This window comes from Paenibacillus phytorum, from assembly GCF_013141715.1.
Taxonomy (GTDB): domain Bacteria; phylum Bacillota; class Bacilli; order Paenibacillales; family NBRC-103111; genus Paenibacillus_E; species Paenibacillus_E phytorum.
This window is the reverse complement of sequence record NZ_WHOA01000114.1, coordinates 1-16,001: the sequence shown is the minus strand read 5'-3', so window position 1 is coordinate 16,001 and position 16,001 is coordinate 1. Positions and strand designations below refer to the sequence as shown.

Below are 16,001 nucleotides of genomic sequence, written 5' to 3'. Positions count from 1 at the left end.
GTCCTTTCCAATGACAACTGGGATGGCGACGGGAATTTCAAAGTTGACATGAATATGTGGTGGGGAACGAATGGAACAACGTATCATTTATATGAAAACAGCGTTCTAATCGATACGCAAACACTTTTGGATAAAACCCCCACTGCTCAATCAGCAGTAACGACCATAACAAATAGAGCAATAGGCACCTATGAGTATCACACTGAGCTCGTCAACCATGCGGGAGCCATATCCAGCGATAAGATGATTGTAAAAGTGACTAAGTAGTAAGAATGGTAAATATTTCATTATATCATTGAAGTCGCCGATCGTTGAATACAACTACTAATTTTCCCTTGTGAAATACTAAAATAGCCCAGTTCAATTCATTATTGAACTGGGCTATTATTTGTCCTATGCGCTTGTCTACGTCATGCTGTTCATGCTGTATATCTCATCACAAGCGTATCGCCGCTTAAGCAGATGTTTGGCAAAATCATCGGGATCTGTCTACTCGCTTTATCGCAAATAGCTCTGTCGATTGTAGTGGGAGCAATCAATTTAAGCCTATCTGGCAGCAACACAGCTAGAAGAATCAAAGAACAGCTTTTTTACTACTTCCTCCAATTAGAGTAGGCGTCGAACCAAACGGTTTGATCACTGCCAAAAAGCCGGGTATTGAGAAAAGGATCTCTCCTATCTCATCCAATCTTTCCCGAGCATTCCGGGAATTACGGAAGGCTGGTTTTATGACGACGGCCTAACGAATAAATTTATTTTGACGATATCCGGATGGAGCGAAGATGTGCGTGCATCGCGGAGCAATGAAGAAACATACATCATTTTCGTAGGCGTATAGGCGGGTGCTAACGGAATGCTGTATATTAATTGATACTTACTGGCTTTCCTTGAGTGACTTACAATGTGAGAGAGAACATAGAGGGGAGCAAATGAAATGAACAAACTCAAAAAGATCGGCGCACTGCTGTCTTCCGCGATGTTGATGACAGCGCTTGCAGGATGCAGTACTGAAAAATCGGACGGAGCTGGAAGCGCCAGCTCTACGGCAGCGGTGGAGCAGTCCAAGCAGCCGGTCAAGATGGAGACGATCCGTGTATGGACGAACAGCGGCCATACGAAGGAGCTCGTTACTGAAATGGTTGGCGAGTATAACAGTACGATCGGCAAGGAAAAAGGAATCAAAATCGAATATACGGTACAAGGGGCTGACTACAAGCAGGCGATCGATCTCGCGCTTGCATCTGGTCAAGCGCCCGAGCTGTTCTACGTCGTAGGCCCCAAGGTCGATTATGTGAAGCGAGGAGACATCATTCCGATCGAGGAGTTGCCTCGCGGCAAGGAATTCCTCGGAAAATATGATGGAATGTTGAATCGTGTGGCGTTCACGGTGAAGGGCAAAGCCTATTCCGTTCCGTTCAATATTACCAACGTGAAACTTCTATATAACAAGGACCTGTTCAAGAAGGCCGGACTTGTCGACAAGAATGGCGAAGCGAAGCCGCCTAATACATGGACAGAGGTTCGGGAGTATGCGAAGAAGCTGACGAATCCGCAGGATAAGGTATATGGTATCGCTCTGCCTCTGAAATGGGGCTCGTACTTCGATTGGGAGCTTCTGTTCCCATGGGTATCCAGTATTGGTCACAACTCTTTCAACACCCTAACAGGCAAATACGAGTTCAGCAGCTTCAAGCCGGCATTGGAATGGTTGATGAGCATCAAGGAGGACAAGAGTTACTTCCCTGGACCGGAAGGCTTGGACAACGATCCTGCCAGAGCCCAATTCTCCGAAGGGCGTGTCGCGATGAAGTTAGGCGCGTCATGGGACGTCGGCGTACTGAACGACCAATTACCTGCCACGATGGATTGGGGCGCAGCCGATATTCCGGTATCCGATCCGGCGAACCGCTATAAGGAATTCGCATCTGTGTCCGACTTCATCAGCGTCTCCAAGACGGCTAAAAGCGCCAATCTGGAAAAAGTGATGGAGGTTTACAAATGGTTGAATAGCGACGAATTCCTGGTCAAGATGTACGAGGAAGGAAAGTATGTTCCCTATGATAACCGCATCATCCAGATGGCTAAGAAGCTGCCGAAGGCCAAAGGCTGGGCAGACTTCGGTCACAACGAGAAAATCTATCTCCACCACGGGCAGCCTACGGTTAAGCTCGAAGGCAACACACATACGCAAGTATTCTTGAAAATTTGGATGGGGGGCGTCGGTATCGAAGAGGCGCTCGCCGATCTGGACGCACGATATAACGCGGCGCTTGACGCAGGCGTTAAGGACGGGACGATCGACAAAAGCATGTTCGTCAATGAAAACTTTGATTTCCGGTTGAAATAACGGACGGTGGGACGGGTCTTGCGACCTTGTCCCACTTATTTCCAAAGGAGGACAGACAGATGGACTCAAGCTCCAGGGTTGCAGAGCGAAGCTTCTCGCCTGGCGAGGGCAAACAACGGAAGCGTGCTTCCCATTCATCCAAGAATGCCATTCAGTCGTACCTGATGCTGTCCCCGCAGCTAATCGGTTTTATCGTGTTTACGATATACCCTGTGTACTGGGTGCTTCGGTGGGCGTGGTACGACTATGACAGCGTGCAAGCTACGTTCATCGGATTCGATAACTTCATCCGCATCTTCACACGGGACGAGAGATATTGGCAAAGTCTGCTGAATACCGTCGTGCTGGCATTCGGCAAGCTGGCGGTAGAGATTCCGCTGGCGCTCTTGCTGGCCGTGCTTTTGAACGGCAAGCTGCGTGGCCGCAACCTGTTCCGTACCGTATTTTTTATGCCGAATATCGTCAGCGTAGCAGTCATCGGATTATTGTTCTATTTCCTGTTCGCGACCTTCGAAGGCATCGTGAACAACGTGCTGCTTGATCTGGGTATGATTGTTGAATCGATCAACTGGTTCGGCGGCAAATGGACGTCCATGTTCGTCATTGCCGTCGCCTCCGTCTGGGAGAACTTCGGAATTAACATGCTTTTTTTCTTGGCAGGTCTCCAGAGCGTGCCCAAGGATCTCTATGAAGCGGCCGAGATCGACGGCGCGAACAGGCTCCAGCAATTCACGAGAATTACGGTGCCGATGCTGGCTCCCGTGATCCAAGTCGTTATGATGCTGGCGATTATCGGCAGCCTGAAGGTGACGGATCTCGTGCTGGTGCTGACGAACGGACAACCGGGAGGTTCTACCGAGGTCGTCATGACGTATATCTTCAAATTTTTCTTCCGATTCGGCGAAGGACCGGATGCGCTTCAGATTGGTTATGCGGCATCGATGGGGCTCGTCACCGCTATTCTTATCGGTATGATTACGGCCGTCTATTTCTGGCTAACCCGGCGTATGAGTAAAATCTATTAAAAGGAGGGCGGCTGACATGCATATATTTTTCAACCGAATGGCCACTCTCGCGATGTACGCCTTCCTGTGCGTTATCCTCATCTTCGCTCTGGCGCCTCTGGTTTTCGTCTTGTTCGCGTCGTTCAAGTCCAATCAGGAGATTTTGGCACATGCCTCCAGGCTGCTGCCGATCGAATGGACGCTGCAAAACTACAAAGACGCTTGGACGCTTGCCAACTTCAAGAGATATACGTGGAACAGCATCTATATGACGGCGTTTATCGTGTTCGGCACGCTAATCGTTTCGACGATGGCCGGGTACGTATTCGCCAGAGGGAGATTTCCGGGCAAAGGCATGATTTTCGTCGCGTTTACGGCTACGATGTTTTTGTCCTTCGGAAGCATCACCTTGTATCCGCTGCTTCAGATCGCCAAGTTGTTGCATCTCAACACGACGCTGTGGGGAGTAATCGTGATCAACGTTTTCGGGATGCATATTGCCAACATTTTCATCATCCGGAGTTTTGTAAATTCGATCCCGTACGAGGTGGACGAGGCCGCGATTATCGACGGCTGCAGCTTCTTCCGTACGTTCTGGAACATTATCCTGCCGTTGATGAAGCCCGTGATCGCCACAATCGGAATCATTACTTTTAAGTACGCATGGAATGAATTTCTGCTGCCCATGGTGTTCACGCTCGGGAATCCCGACCAACGGCCGTTGTCGGTAGGCATCGTTGCGCTGAGAAGCGCCGGCGAAGCGGCAAGTTCGTGGAATCTGATGCTGGCGGGAACCATGTTGTCCGTCATTCCGATGCTCGTAGTTTACCTGATTTTGAACCGCTATTTTATCTCGGGGCTGACCAGCGGCGCCATTAAGAGGTGACAAGGGAGTTTCTCCCCTGCTACAATTGGGTGGAGGATGGCCGGGAGGGGACACACCATGATCTACACGATATTGCTGCTAACTGTTCTATCTGCTTTTATGCTGGCGCGCAATTATCGCAACCGGTACTCCTGGATGTTCGTTCTAATGCTTTCCGGGATGAGCTTGTCGTTTCTTGGGATGATTCTGAACGTGGTGAAGGTCGGTAATTACCAATACCCGGCGCATGAGCTGTATGCTCTGGATTATCGGATCTATCTTTACTTAAGCCATTGGAGAATAAATTATTACGATACAGTAAGATTGCAATTGGTCGGGATCGCGATCTACTTGGTCAGCATTCCTCTATTCATCCTCGAATTCGTCTGGGGGAGAAGCTGGGGCAAGGCAGACAAGTGGATTCGGGCCGGCCTGCTTTCGTTGCCGCCACTCGGCTATGTCTGGTTCTATGATCCGGAGACGCGATTTTTTTTCTATATACGGTTGGCCGAAACCGTTGGACATAGCGGAATGCTGATACTAACCTTGCACTTGGTCGATGTGCTTCATGTTGCATGGATCATGATTTACCTTTTTTTTCCGATCTGGCTGTTATACAAGCATTACCGCAGCTCGCAAATTTCCTTTAAGCGGAAGCAGGTATTATCCTTGATTGTCAATCTGCTGATCATGAACGGGCTGTTTATTTCAGTATTTATTTTTGGGCCGTACAATCAATTGTATCTATTCTCGGACACCGCTCGGCTGCTTCAGTTTTCATCCCGCGAGGTTCCCGTCTTCTATTATCGTTTTCTCCCTTTTGTAATGCTGCTTGCTGTGCAGGTAATGATTATTACACTCATCAGGTTCAAGGGAATCGATGCCACGACGCTGTTTAGGGTTCGCTCGATCAACCGTAATGTGAACACTCTGAATCATAATCTGAAGGGCGTGTTCCATTCCTTCAAGAATACGATGTTTACGGTGAAAATCATGACCGAGCAAGCGGAGTTAGCATACGGGAGTGAGGAGGGCCTAAGGGCGATAAGGCGCTTGCAACAGATTAGCGAAGCGTCGTTGTCGCAGTCCGCCAAGGTTCTGGATGCGATCAAGGAAATTAAAGTACGCCCCACCCGCTGCAGGATCGTAAATATCGTGGAGGACGCGCTGAGTAAAGCGAATATCGGAGAGACGGTTAAGGTGGATAAGCGGTATACGAAATTCAGCGCCACCTCCTATATCGACAGCTATCATATGACGGAGGCGCTATCGAATTTACTGAATAATGCCGTAGAGGCGATTCATGCTGCGAGAAGACCGAACGGCGAGATTCACCTCGAGGTTGATGCCGAGGGCGATTGGGTCGTGATCACCGTTACCGACAATGGAACGGGAATCGAGAAAAAGGCGAGGAAGCAAATATTCAACGCATTCTATACCACGAAGTCGAAGCATGAAAACTGGGGGATCGGCTTGTCTTACGTACAAAAGATTGTCAAGGCGCATCTTGGCTTTATCACCGTTTCGAGCGAGGTTGGGCGATTCACGACGTTTCGTATTCTGCTTCCCGTAGACGCGGGCGGTTCAAGGGATTCGAATCCAAGACAGGGGGGAAACGGTTGAGCATGATACGGGTAGTAGTTACGGACGATATCGAGGATATCCGCGATTATTTCCGGATGATTATCGATAGGGAACAGGATATGGAAGTGGTCGGGGTCGCCTCTAACGGGGAGGAGGCGATGAGGATCGCTCGCGAAGCCCGTCCGCACATTATGCTGATGGATATTGAAATGGAGTCGGAGTTCGCGGGTATTCATGCGATCGAGGAAATCAAAAGAACGATGCCGGAGATCAAGGTGATCGTGCTGACGATCCATGCGGAGGATGATGTCATGTTCAAGGCGTACGGCGCCGGGGCGATGGATTTCATCGTGAAGACAAGCTCCATAGCGGACATCATCAATTCCATTCGCAACGCGCATAACAACAGCTTATACATGCGTCCGGAGATCGCGGAGAAAATATTAGGCGAGTTTACCAAGCTGCATAATGAGAAAAACAGCTTGATTTACACCCTTAACATCGTATCCAAGCTGACGAATTCGGAGTTCGAGATCGTGCGCGCCATCTATAACGGGCTCACATATAAGAACATCGCCAAGGAACGATCCGTAGAGGAAGTAACGATAAGGACGCAGGTTAACAAAATATTGAAGAAGTTCAACCAAGGCAACATGAAGGAAGTCGTGGCGAGCCTTCGGGAGCTAAAAATATTCGAAATTTATTCGCGTTGACCTACTGTGCGCCTTATTCAGTTCGTTTTTTTCCCGATCGGCAAGTGTAAGCATTCAACTTTCTCATACTATACTTTGTTGAAATAGAACGGATCTTCGAAGCCGCATTCCTTGTCGATCTCCGCTATGGGATGCTCCGGGGGTTGTGACAGGTTGCTGGTAGCTGACCTGTCGCAGCTCTCTTTGTAGTTTCTTGCAAACAAGAACCCCACTAGGCGAAAGATATCCAGGTGGGGTTGATATTTAATAGAAGGCGATGCTAACTATTTCAGCTTAAAGTGCTTCATGGAAGCTTCATAATGGACGTAACGTTTTTGGACTCTCCAACCTTTATCATTTGTGAAAAATAGGGATAATTTCAGGAGAATTTTAGGCTGAAAAGCAGGCTGTAGTGGAACTACACAACCCGGAACAACAGCTTGCCGGCTTCCAACTCCGTCTCAGCATTGTCGATCGGATCCAAGCTTAGCCTCTTTGCTTCGCCGGAGTCGTTCCACAACACCAGCAGCCGTTCGTTCCCGTAGACATATTCCGTTTTGATGATGCCATCGGGCAGAACTAGATCGGTATCGAGCGAGAAGCATCCCCGATAGAAGAACCGTTCGTACCGCTCTCGCAGTCCGATCAGCTCGCTAACGTATTCGGCGTAGCGGGGAGCATCCTTGATTGTCTTGCGGCATCGATAGATGGCGATATCGAAACGAAAGCCATATACGAACGCATAATTCAACTGACGTCTGAAGTCGGACCGCTCGTCATGAATAAACCGGTTGGACATGATCGTGCCGGGGAATGTCTGCCGGTACAACTCGGGAAACGATTCCTCGTCCTTGAAGCTCGCATATTGGCAGCTATGGTGAAAATCCGAGTACGGCGCGTAACAATCGACGACAAACTCTGTGCCGAATGCTTGCTCTCCCGAGCACAATTCGCGGATGGCGCTAAGATTGTCCCGCTTCCATTGATTCTCGCGATCCCCGCGATTGCCATGCGCGTGGGAGGCGTCAAAGCACAGGTGCGGCCAATGTCCACCGATCTGGTCGTAGAACACGCAATCTGCCGCGTATCCTAGCTTCATGCGGCCGACATCCAATAGCTGTTCGCGCCACTCCGGAGCGGATTGGCAGGCGGAAACGAAGCTTTTGTAGCCGTTGTTGCGAAGCAGCATACCGTCGCCGGCGAATCGGTAATGCTCGCGATATTCGTTGCCATCGATGTCTTTGCGGCAGATGCGATAGCCCGTTTCCTTGTAATAATCCGATTTTATATCGATGAGAACGCCGTTCGTGTATAGCGCAACTCGTCCGCCAAGGCGCTGTACTTCCGCAATCGCGTCTCGGAGCCCTTGCTCCCCGCCAAGCTGCGGATCGGGCTCGTAGACGGGATACCCGTTGTCGAAGCAGCCCTTCCACCAGCCGAACAGGAAGAGCATCTCCACCCCGACCTTGCGTCCTTCCAAATACAATCGAGGCAAGTCGGCGTATGTGAAGAATACCTCGCCGTACTGATGCTTTAAGATGACGCGCTGCCAGCCTCGCAACTCTTGCACCCACTTGGGCTTGACCGGCTCGACGAACCAGCTTTCCGCCCATCTTCTATAAATAGCCGATCCCTTGCGCCAGTCGCCTTTCTCTAGGGAGACGACCGATACGGCGGTCGTCTCCCGTTCCCCGGCGGCGAGCAGGGGGAAGTGGGAGACGGCAAGCAGCAGGCGCGGCTCCTCGTTGCGGGGGCCTTTGCCCACGGCTAGCGTGCATGTCCGGAAGGTATCGTCGTGCCGACCTACATACAGAAACCGTCCTCCACTGTGAACCCCGAACCATGCCATACTTGCTAAGCTGGGATATGTCATGTCGAGCCATATTTCATGATGATCATTGTACATGTATTCGGAATGCGCCCGATCAAGGCTGTTCCATGGATCGGCAATCCGCTGGCCGTTGCCGAAGCTGCGGTATAACACGTCCCGTTCGCGTGCCTTGTCGCCTATGCAGGACAGATCGATAAAAGGCAGCTTAAGCTCGTTCACGTGGGCTTCGTCGTTGTTAAGAATAGTCGAGGAGAAACGGAATTGTCCCTCCGAGACACGAATGTGCACGGTCAGGTCGACCTGAAATTTCCGCCCGGTTTCCTCGCAGAGCTCCGTATATGTGACGTCCAATCCTTCCCCGTCAGTCGCCAGAGTAACACGTCCGCCGAACTGGCTGCCGGATCTCAAGGTTATGTCTCGAGCGATCCCGTCGTCCATCTGCAGGCGCCAGAAGTCGGCACCCGCGTTCTCCTTCAGAGGCAATCCAGCAGCCGACCATGCCGCCTCGCGCGCGTCTTCACTAAGCGTCAGAACTAACTCTCCTGCTTGCAAGCCATAGTTCATTGAAGATACCTCCGTCTCGTCTTATCTCGCTATCGTAAATATTGACCGCCGTTGACATCCAGCGTCACACCTGTCAGGTATCGCGCCTCGTCGCTGGCCAGAAAGACGGCCGCAGCCGCGATATCTTCCGCATGGCCTAAGCCTAGAGGAATCTCTTGCGACAGCGTCGCGATTCTCGCGTCGCCTAGCGTTCGCCGAAGCAGCTCCGTCTCGATAACGCCGGGGGCGATCGCGTTGACCGTAACTCCATACGCAGCGGCTGTTCTTGCCAACGTCTTGGTTAGGCCGATCTGCCCGCTCTTGCTGGCTGCGTAGTGTACGTGCCCGTACAGCGCGCCCTGATGCGCGACTACCGAAGCGATCTGGATGATTCGGCCGGCGCGCTGCCGTGCCATCCGTTCCATCGCCAACTTTGCGCATAGGAAAGTTCCCGTCAAATTGATGTCGAGCAGTTCGTTCCATCTTTCCAGCGTCATCTCGAAGATGGTCTCAGAGCGAGATAAGCCGGCATTGTTGACGAGAATGTCCAGTCGTCCGAACGCGGTGTCCAACTCATGAAACATCTCCAGCGCTTCAGGCTCTCGCCGTACGTCGGCGGCTATGACGATCGCTTTGCGGCCCATGCCGCGAAGGAACGAAGCCAGCTCCTCGGCTTCCCCGTCTGCGCGCAAATCATTGATCGCCACGTCCGTTCCCGCTTGCGCCAGACCGATCGCGATCCCTCTGCCGATGCCGCGGGCTGCACCTGTCACAAGCGCTACCTTGCCAGTCAGATCAAACAAGTTCCCAGCCTCCACCGTGTATTTGGATTAGAAATAAGCTTTCGATTGCGTCGAGCGAATGTTGGTTAACTCGCCGCTGTAATGACGCAGGTCATGCGGAACGTAAGGATATTTGGCTGCGGCGGCCTCGCTAAGCTCGATCCCTAGGCCAGGCCGGTCAGGAATATGCATATACCCGTCCTCGAATCGCAGAGCTTCGTCGGTTAGCTCGCCGCGGTAGTCGACGTCCGTAGCCATGATTTCCAGGTAGAAAAAATTCGGCGTGCAGGCCGCAAGCTGCAGCGTGGCCGCATTGGCGACCGGTCCGCTCGGATTATGCGGAGCGAAAGGGATATAGTGCGCTTCCGCCAGTGCAGCGATTTTGCGACATTCGGACAAACCGCCAGCGTGGCTGATATCCGGCTGGACGTAGTCCAGCGCTCTTTTCTCCAGCGCATCCTTAAAGGGGAACCTGGTGAACAGTCGTTCGCCGCCCGCTAGCGCTACAGCGGATTTGTCTCTGACCTCGCGCATAGCGTCAAGATTGTCCGGCGGTACGGGCTCCTCAAACCAGACAGGCTTGAAGCATTCGATTTCCTTGGCGATGCGGATCGCCGTCGGCACGTTGAATCGGCCGTGACCTTCGATAAACAGGTCTATCGATCCGCCGACCGCGTCACGCACTGCGCCGATGCAAGCAAGCGCCACGTCCATCTCTTCATTTCCAATGTTCATGTAGCTGCTGCCGAACGGATCCCATTTCAAGCCCTTAAAGCCGCGCCCGACTGCTTCCTTCGCTTTGTCGGCGAACTGTTCAGGCGTCTTGGCTCCGGCAAACCAGCCGTTGGCGTATACTTTGACCTTTTCGTTGTACTTGCCTCCGAACAGCCGATGAACGGGCACACCGAGCGATTTGCCATTAATGTCCCATAACGCCATCTCGACGGCGCTAAGTGCGGACATGAGTACGGGTCCCGTTCGCCAGTACGAATCCCGGTATATGCGGTGGTAATGCGTCTCGATGTTAAGCGGATTTTGGCCGATCAAATACCTTTTAAGGTCCTCGATGGCGCCTACGACAGCGTGTTCCTTGTATTCGAGCGTGGCCTCGCCGACGCCATCGATGTTCTCATCCGTGTACACTTTGACAAATACGAAATTGGTTCGGTAACCGTCTACGACAAACGTTCGAATATCGGTAATTTTCATCTCTGCACCTCTCGTTTTCAATGTTGTGATATACCATGCCACCCAATCATAAGGGCTCGTCACGAAATACGTAAGTATCATAAATCGTCTATCATTCTAGGCTTTTCGGGCTAGCGGAACGCTTGAATGCTGTACGATATTTACGCCCTCCCAAAGTCCAAGCCTACGACTATACTGGTAACATCGTCGTAAGCAGTCTTGCTTGTTGATGAATGAAAGCGCAATCATTTAAAGGGAGGATGGGATCTATTAATGAGAGGTATCTGGGGAAAGGTGGTTATCTCGGTATTGCTGCTGGTTATGTTAGTAGCATGGGGCATGCCTGGGAGGATGATGGCGGACAATGGCACGTCAGACGAAATGACTTTGTATCCAACGGAGGATGCGCGAGTCGAATCGCGCAATATGGAAGCGAACTTCGGTTCGACGACGACGGGGCTTCACGTGAAGCAAAATAGCGTTGATTTTCGCGAGTCTATGCTGAAGTTCGACTTGGCGGGCGTTGATGCTCGCGGGCAGGGTTTTAAGGCGAAGCTGCGCTTGTACTATACCTATCCGGGCAGCACGGTTCCGAACGGGACGACCAGCTTGTACAAGCTGCCCGATCCTGGCGTTTGGTCTGAAACGTCGGTAACTTGGAATACCAGGCCTACTCCGGGGGCGGCGCTGGGCAGTGTGGCCAATCCATCGGTTAGCGGCACATGGGTGGAGTTTGATATTACGCAAGCGATAACAGGGGACGGCGTTCACTCGTTCTATCTGAAATCGACGGCATGGAACAACAACGTTTATTTCAATTCAAGGGAAGACGCGATCAACAAGCCAGAACTAGTCATTTCATGGCCGGTCGTAACGGCGAGCTCGCCGAGCGATGGCGCGATGGAGGTCCCCGTGACCGCGCGAACGGCGAAGATTAATTTCCGAAAAGCTATGGATCTCACGTCGATGAATCCGTCAAGCATCGTAGTTACGCGCGAACCTGGGAGCGTGCCGGTGACTTACGCCGTTTATGCGGCCGAGCCAGGGAGCTATTCGTTGACTCTACCCGATACGTTGAGCTATCGCAGATCATACAAGATCACGATCAAGAAAACGGTGCGTTTTGCGGACGGCAGCCAGTTGGGGAAGGATGTCGTTCGTACGTTCAGGACTGCACCTGAGGCGAAAGACAGCTTGACGGTGACGCGCTATGAGCCATGGCTAACGCAACTGCATTTGACTTCACCAGAGTCGGTTTCACAGGGGATTAAAGGGGGAGAAGGCGCGCAACTGATCACGACGCTGGAACCGTCGCGCAGCAATGCTGACTTGATGCTCATGGGGCTCGACACTTATTCAATATGGCGAAGTGACGACGGAGGATCGAATTGGCGAATAAGTGACGAGGGCAGTCGGATTGCTGCAACGGGAGTGATCGACGCCGCGATTGATCCCGAGGAGGACCGTCTCGCGTTTGCAGCTTCTTCGGCCGACAACGAGACAGAAGTGACGCAGGGAGCGGGATTATATAAGAGTGAGGATGGAGGGCATAGTTGGCGTCAAGTGTTGCAAGGCTCTTATTACTCCCGGCTGCCGGATGGCTATCTGATCCGCTCCAGCGGAAATTTAATTCAATTCGGGCCGATGTTGGGTACGAAACGGGTCGTTTATGCAGCGTTCCACGACGAAGGGGTTTTCCGCTCGGTCGACAGCGGGGAGACGTGGACGTCGATCGGATTGGATGGTTTTATCGTCACGGAACTGCATTATGATACAACCGGGGGCAGGTTGATCGCAGCAACATACGGTGGCGGCCTGTTCGCGAGCGAGGACGAAGGGGCGACGTGGACGTTGAAGTCGGGAGGCTTGACTTCAAGCAATATCCGCAGCGTCGCGGTCTTGCCGAGCGATCCGGATTCTTGGGTAATTGTAGCGGGGCCAAACGCCATGTACCGGACGTCCGATGCAGGTACGACTTGGCAGCCGATTGCCGCTCCGGGCGGCTTGCCGACGGGCAGCTCGTTAAAGCGCGCCGTCTTTGGAGCTCCTGATTCTTCGGGGCATTCGCGGCTGTACTTATCGCTTCACGCCATGCGGTATCCGTTTCGGGTCAGCGACGATATGGGTGCTTCATGGAGCGGAGAGCCTAAGCTGCACATGGAGCCCGTCTATTATCAGAGCGAGCGCGGCTGGGAGGGAGAAGCGGTTGCTGTGGATCCATACGATCCCGATACGGTATGGGTTAGCTTTCGTGCGCAGTTGTTTAAATCGACGGACGGTGGCCTGACGTTCAATATCTCGAATTCCGGTTACTCGGGAGCGCGGGCGCGCGCGTTTCTATTCAATTCAGAAAACGATAATGACATTCTTATCGGCATGACCGATATTGGCATCGCCAAGTCGGTCGACCCGGGATCGTCGGCTGTTTACCCGATGTTCTACGAACTGACGGTCGACCAGACGAATAAAATACGCGTGCCCGACATGTCTAACGCCAAGACGGTTAGCGGCATGGTGCGCGACCCCAACGATCGAAACCATCTATTCATTTCGACTGGCAATTACGCGACATCGGTCATTGCCGAGAGCCGCGACGGGGGGGAATCATTCAAGCAGCTTGCCGGAACGGCAGGTAACCTGTTGACTTCGATTGTTTATCATCCACAGGATAAACAAGTCATCTATGCGGACAACCGGATCAGCTCGGACAATGGGGCGACATGGTCGTTCCTGTCGCGCGACGTGCTGGCGATGTCCCCGTTCGATGGGGATACGGTTTACTCAGCCAATACGATATATAGTCAAAGGGAGGTCGACGGCAGCGGTAATCCGATCAACCGGGTATATCGCTCCGACGATAGGGGGGCAACATGGACGATCATTGCCGATCTGCCGCCCGCACCTAGGCTGAACAGGATCATGATCCGCGAAATTCTGGCGGACAAATTCATGCCCGGCCGGCTATGGCTGGCGACAAACGGAGGCGTCTACCGGTTGGACGGAACAACGCTTACATACTTCGGAGCGGCTAACGGCTTGAGGCCTCACCCTTTCGGGGAGATCGAGGTGTTCAGCCTCGACCAGGACCCGAATAATGCGGCGCATCTGGTCGCCGGCGGCGTGGATTATGTGGGACGGGCGCAGGGTGCCGGTCTGTTCGAAACTTACGACAGCGGGCAGAATTGGATGCGGGTGCCGGAGATTCCCGGCAAGGCAGACATCTGGCACGTGAAATTCCATCCGACGGCAAGCAAGGTATACATGGCGACTTCGGCAGGCACTTGGGTGTATGAATTCGACAAGCTGTTGCACAAGGACGATTTTGATAACAGCGACCTCGTCGGCTGGTCCACGGTTGCAGGTACGGCGGCCGTTGCGGCAGACGGAAGCGGACGGGCTTTATCGCTATCGGATGCGGTGCGCAATCGGGTAGTGATCGGCAGCTCCGATTGGACGGGTTACGACGCGAATACCTGGATTAAAGTGAACTCGTGGAACGTTAACGGACGGGTTTCGTTGTTGGCTAACTACTTGGATGATGACAACTATTACCAGATGGCCTACTCTTCTGTCAATGGCAAACTGAGCATTGTGAAACGCTTCGGTGGTGTGGAGACGACCTTGGAAGAATCGGTTTCGTTTGCTTTGGAGACCGGCCGGTATCACGAATTTCAGTTGGTCGTTCGGCATGGCACGTTGAAAGGCTGCATCGACGGGGACTGCAAGGTCATTGCAAGCGACAGCTCGCTAACGAGCGGCAAAGCGGGGGTATCGACGGACGATCAACCGGCTTATGTCGATGATTGGACGGTGTCGGACCCGTATCTATTCCGCGACGACTTCGAGGATGGCCAATCCTACGGGTGGACAGGAGACAGAGGCTTATGGACGGTGTCGGCAGGAGGAATCGGAAGAAGCCACGCGTACAGCGCTAACGATTCGGTAGCCAACCGTTCCATGAACGGATCGCGCGAGTGGAAAGACTACAGTTTTGAAGCAAGCTTCAAGGTTGATTCGTGGAACAGCGGGGCATGGGTGTCTTTGTATTCCCGTTATACGGATGCGGCCAACTATTACTTGGCGTATTACAGCCGCTCTGACAACAGATTCCGCATTCTGAAGCGGGTAAACGGGATCAGCACGGTAATGGCGACATCGGCTGCTGTTGATCTGGCTGCAGGTGTTTACCACCACATACGGTTCAATGCCGATGGCAGCTTGCTGACGCTGATTTTTAACGGCCAGACCGTAGCCTCCGTCTCGGATAGCGCGCTCGTAAGAGGGGCGATCGGATTGGGTACGACCGCACAACCGGCTTACTTTGACGATATTGGCATTTTCGGTACAGCGGACACCGTTCTTCCTGTGACAACAGTTGTCGTCGATGGGATGGAAAGAAGTGGCTGGTATACAGGGAATCCGCTGCTCAAATTCATTGCTGTTGACTATCATACAACCGTTGCCAAAACGGAATACAGTATCGACAATGGAGTCAACTGGCTTCTTTACACCCAACCTATTCCTTTGATGCAGGAGGGTATGCTTACGATCCATTATCGTTCGACCGACAGCATGGGAAATAAGGAGCAGGTCAAACAAAAGGTTATTCAAATCGACAAAACGGCGCCTGTTTCAAACATAACGATGTCTCCTGCACAACCGGACGGAATGAATGGTTGGTATGTGAATCCAGTCACGGTCACGTTGGCTGCAACCGATAATTTGTCAAGGGTTGCGACATCCGAATACAGTCTCGACGGAGGAACCACATGGCATCCTTATACAAACTCGCTGATCTTCGATAGAGACGGGCAGCACACGTTGAGCTACCGTTCGACAGACAACGCCGGCAATGTGGAGATGCAGCGCACGAGTGTAATTAATATTGACATGACAGTGCCGACTGCATCGGTCGCATATAGCAGATCAACACCGACCAATGATATTGTTGTAGCGTCCATTACGCCAAGCGAACATGTAACGATCACGAACAACGGGGGGTCAAATAGCTACTCGTTCATCATGAACGGCAGCTTTACTTTTGAATTTGTTGATGATGCAGGCAATCAAGGTACTGCGACCGCAACCATAAACAACATGATTACGAAAAGCAAAGGAGTGCCGGGAAAACCCGATCTGTCTAATGACAATGGGTATGATACTGG

At 52.3% G+C, this 16,001-nt stretch carries 10 protein-coding genes; 7 read left to right on the top strand and 3 right to left on the bottom strand.

All coding sequences use genetic code 11. The features are described 5' to 3' along the window. The 6 genes from GC098_RS16885 to GC098_RS16860 form a co-directional block, all read left to right on the top strand. The coding region (locus GC098_RS16885) for a chitinase N-terminal domain-containing protein (protein WP_171644291.1) at window positions 1-267 on the top strand (267 nt) is incomplete at its 5' end. 667 nt (window positions 268-934) lie between these two features. Then, the gene (locus GC098_RS16880) at window positions 935-2,347 is read left to right on the top strand and encodes an ABC transporter substrate-binding protein (protein WP_171644290.1); all 1,413 of its coding nucleotides are present in this window, start codon (window positions 935-937) and stop codon (window positions 2,345-2,347) included. Between the two features lie 59 nt (window positions 2,348-2,406). Further along, a complete protein-coding gene (locus GC098_RS16875; protein ID WP_171644289.1) occupies window positions 2,407-3,372 on the top strand; it encodes a carbohydrate ABC transporter permease in 966 nt (321 codons plus the stop codon). A 142-nt stretch (window positions 3,373-3,514) separates the two neighbouring features. Beyond that, window positions 3,515-4,237, top strand: a complete 723-nt coding sequence (locus GC098_RS16870; RefSeq protein ID WP_216625311.1) for a carbohydrate ABC transporter permease — start codon at window positions 3,515-3,517, stop codon at window positions 4,235-4,237. Window positions 4,238-4,294: 57 nt separating this feature from the next. Continuing rightward, on the top strand, window positions 4,295-5,839 hold the full coding sequence (locus GC098_RS40835) for a sensor histidine kinase (protein ID WP_171644287.1): 1,545 nt from the start codon (window positions 4,295-4,297) through the stop codon (window positions 5,837-5,839). 2 nt (window positions 5,840-5,841) lie between these two features. Next, the gene (locus GC098_RS16860) at window positions 5,842-6,513 is read left to right on the top strand and encodes a response regulator transcription factor (protein ID WP_246358653.1); all 672 of its coding nucleotides are present in this window, start codon (window positions 5,842-5,844) and stop codon (window positions 6,511-6,513) included. Between the two features lie 397 nt (window positions 6,514-6,910). On the opposite strand, the gene GC098_RS16855 is transcribed toward GC098_RS16860, so the two are convergent. Genes GC098_RS16855 through dgoD form a run of 3 tightly spaced genes read right to left on the bottom strand, consistent with a single transcriptional unit; the run spans window position 6,911 to window position 10,857 of the window. Next, window positions 6,911-8,887, bottom strand: a complete 1,977-nt coding sequence (locus GC098_RS16855) for a DUF6259 domain-containing protein (RefSeq protein ID WP_171644285.1) — start codon at window positions 8,885-8,887, stop codon at window positions 6,911-6,913. Between the two features lie 29 nt (window positions 8,888-8,916). Continuing rightward, entirely contained in the window at window positions 8,917-9,669 is a 753-nt protein-coding gene (locus GC098_RS16850; protein ID WP_171644284.1) for an SDR family NAD(P)-dependent oxidoreductase, read from the bottom strand. A 27-nt stretch (window positions 9,670-9,696) separates the two neighbouring features. Continuing rightward, a complete protein-coding gene (gene dgoD / locus GC098_RS16845) occupies window positions 9,697-10,857 on the bottom strand; it encodes a galactonate dehydratase (protein ID WP_171644283.1) in 1,161 nt (386 codons plus the stop codon). Between the two features lie 252 nt (window positions 10,858-11,109). Between dgoD and GC098_RS16840 the strand changes: the two genes are divergently transcribed. Further along, window positions 11,110-16,001: OmpL47-type beta-barrel domain-containing protein (locus GC098_RS16840; RefSeq protein WP_171644282.1), on the top strand; the 4,892-nt coding region annotated here is incomplete at its 3' end.

Coding starts and splice junctions, on each gene's coding strand:
- GC098_RS16855 (WP_171644285.1), bottom strand. CDS start 8,887: ATGAACTATGGCTTGCAAGCAGGAGAGTTAGTTCTGACGCTTAGTGAA.
- GC098_RS16860 (WP_246358653.1), top strand. CDS start 5,842: ATGATACGGGTAGTAGTTACGGACGATATCGAGGATATCCGCGATTAT.
- dgoD (WP_171644283.1), bottom strand. CDS start 10,857: ATGAAAATTACCGATATTCGAACGTTTGTCGTAGACGGTTACCGAACC.
- GC098_RS16875 (WP_171644289.1), top strand. CDS start 2,407: ATGGACTCAAGCTCCAGGGTTGCAGAGCGAAGCTTCTCGCCTGGCGAG.
- GC098_RS16880 (WP_171644290.1), top strand. CDS start 935: ATGAACAAACTCAAAAAGATCGGCGCACTGCTGTCTTCCGCGATGTTG.
- GC098_RS40835 (WP_171644287.1), top strand. CDS start 4,295: ATGATCTACACGATATTGCTGCTAACTGTTCTATCTGCTTTTATGCTG.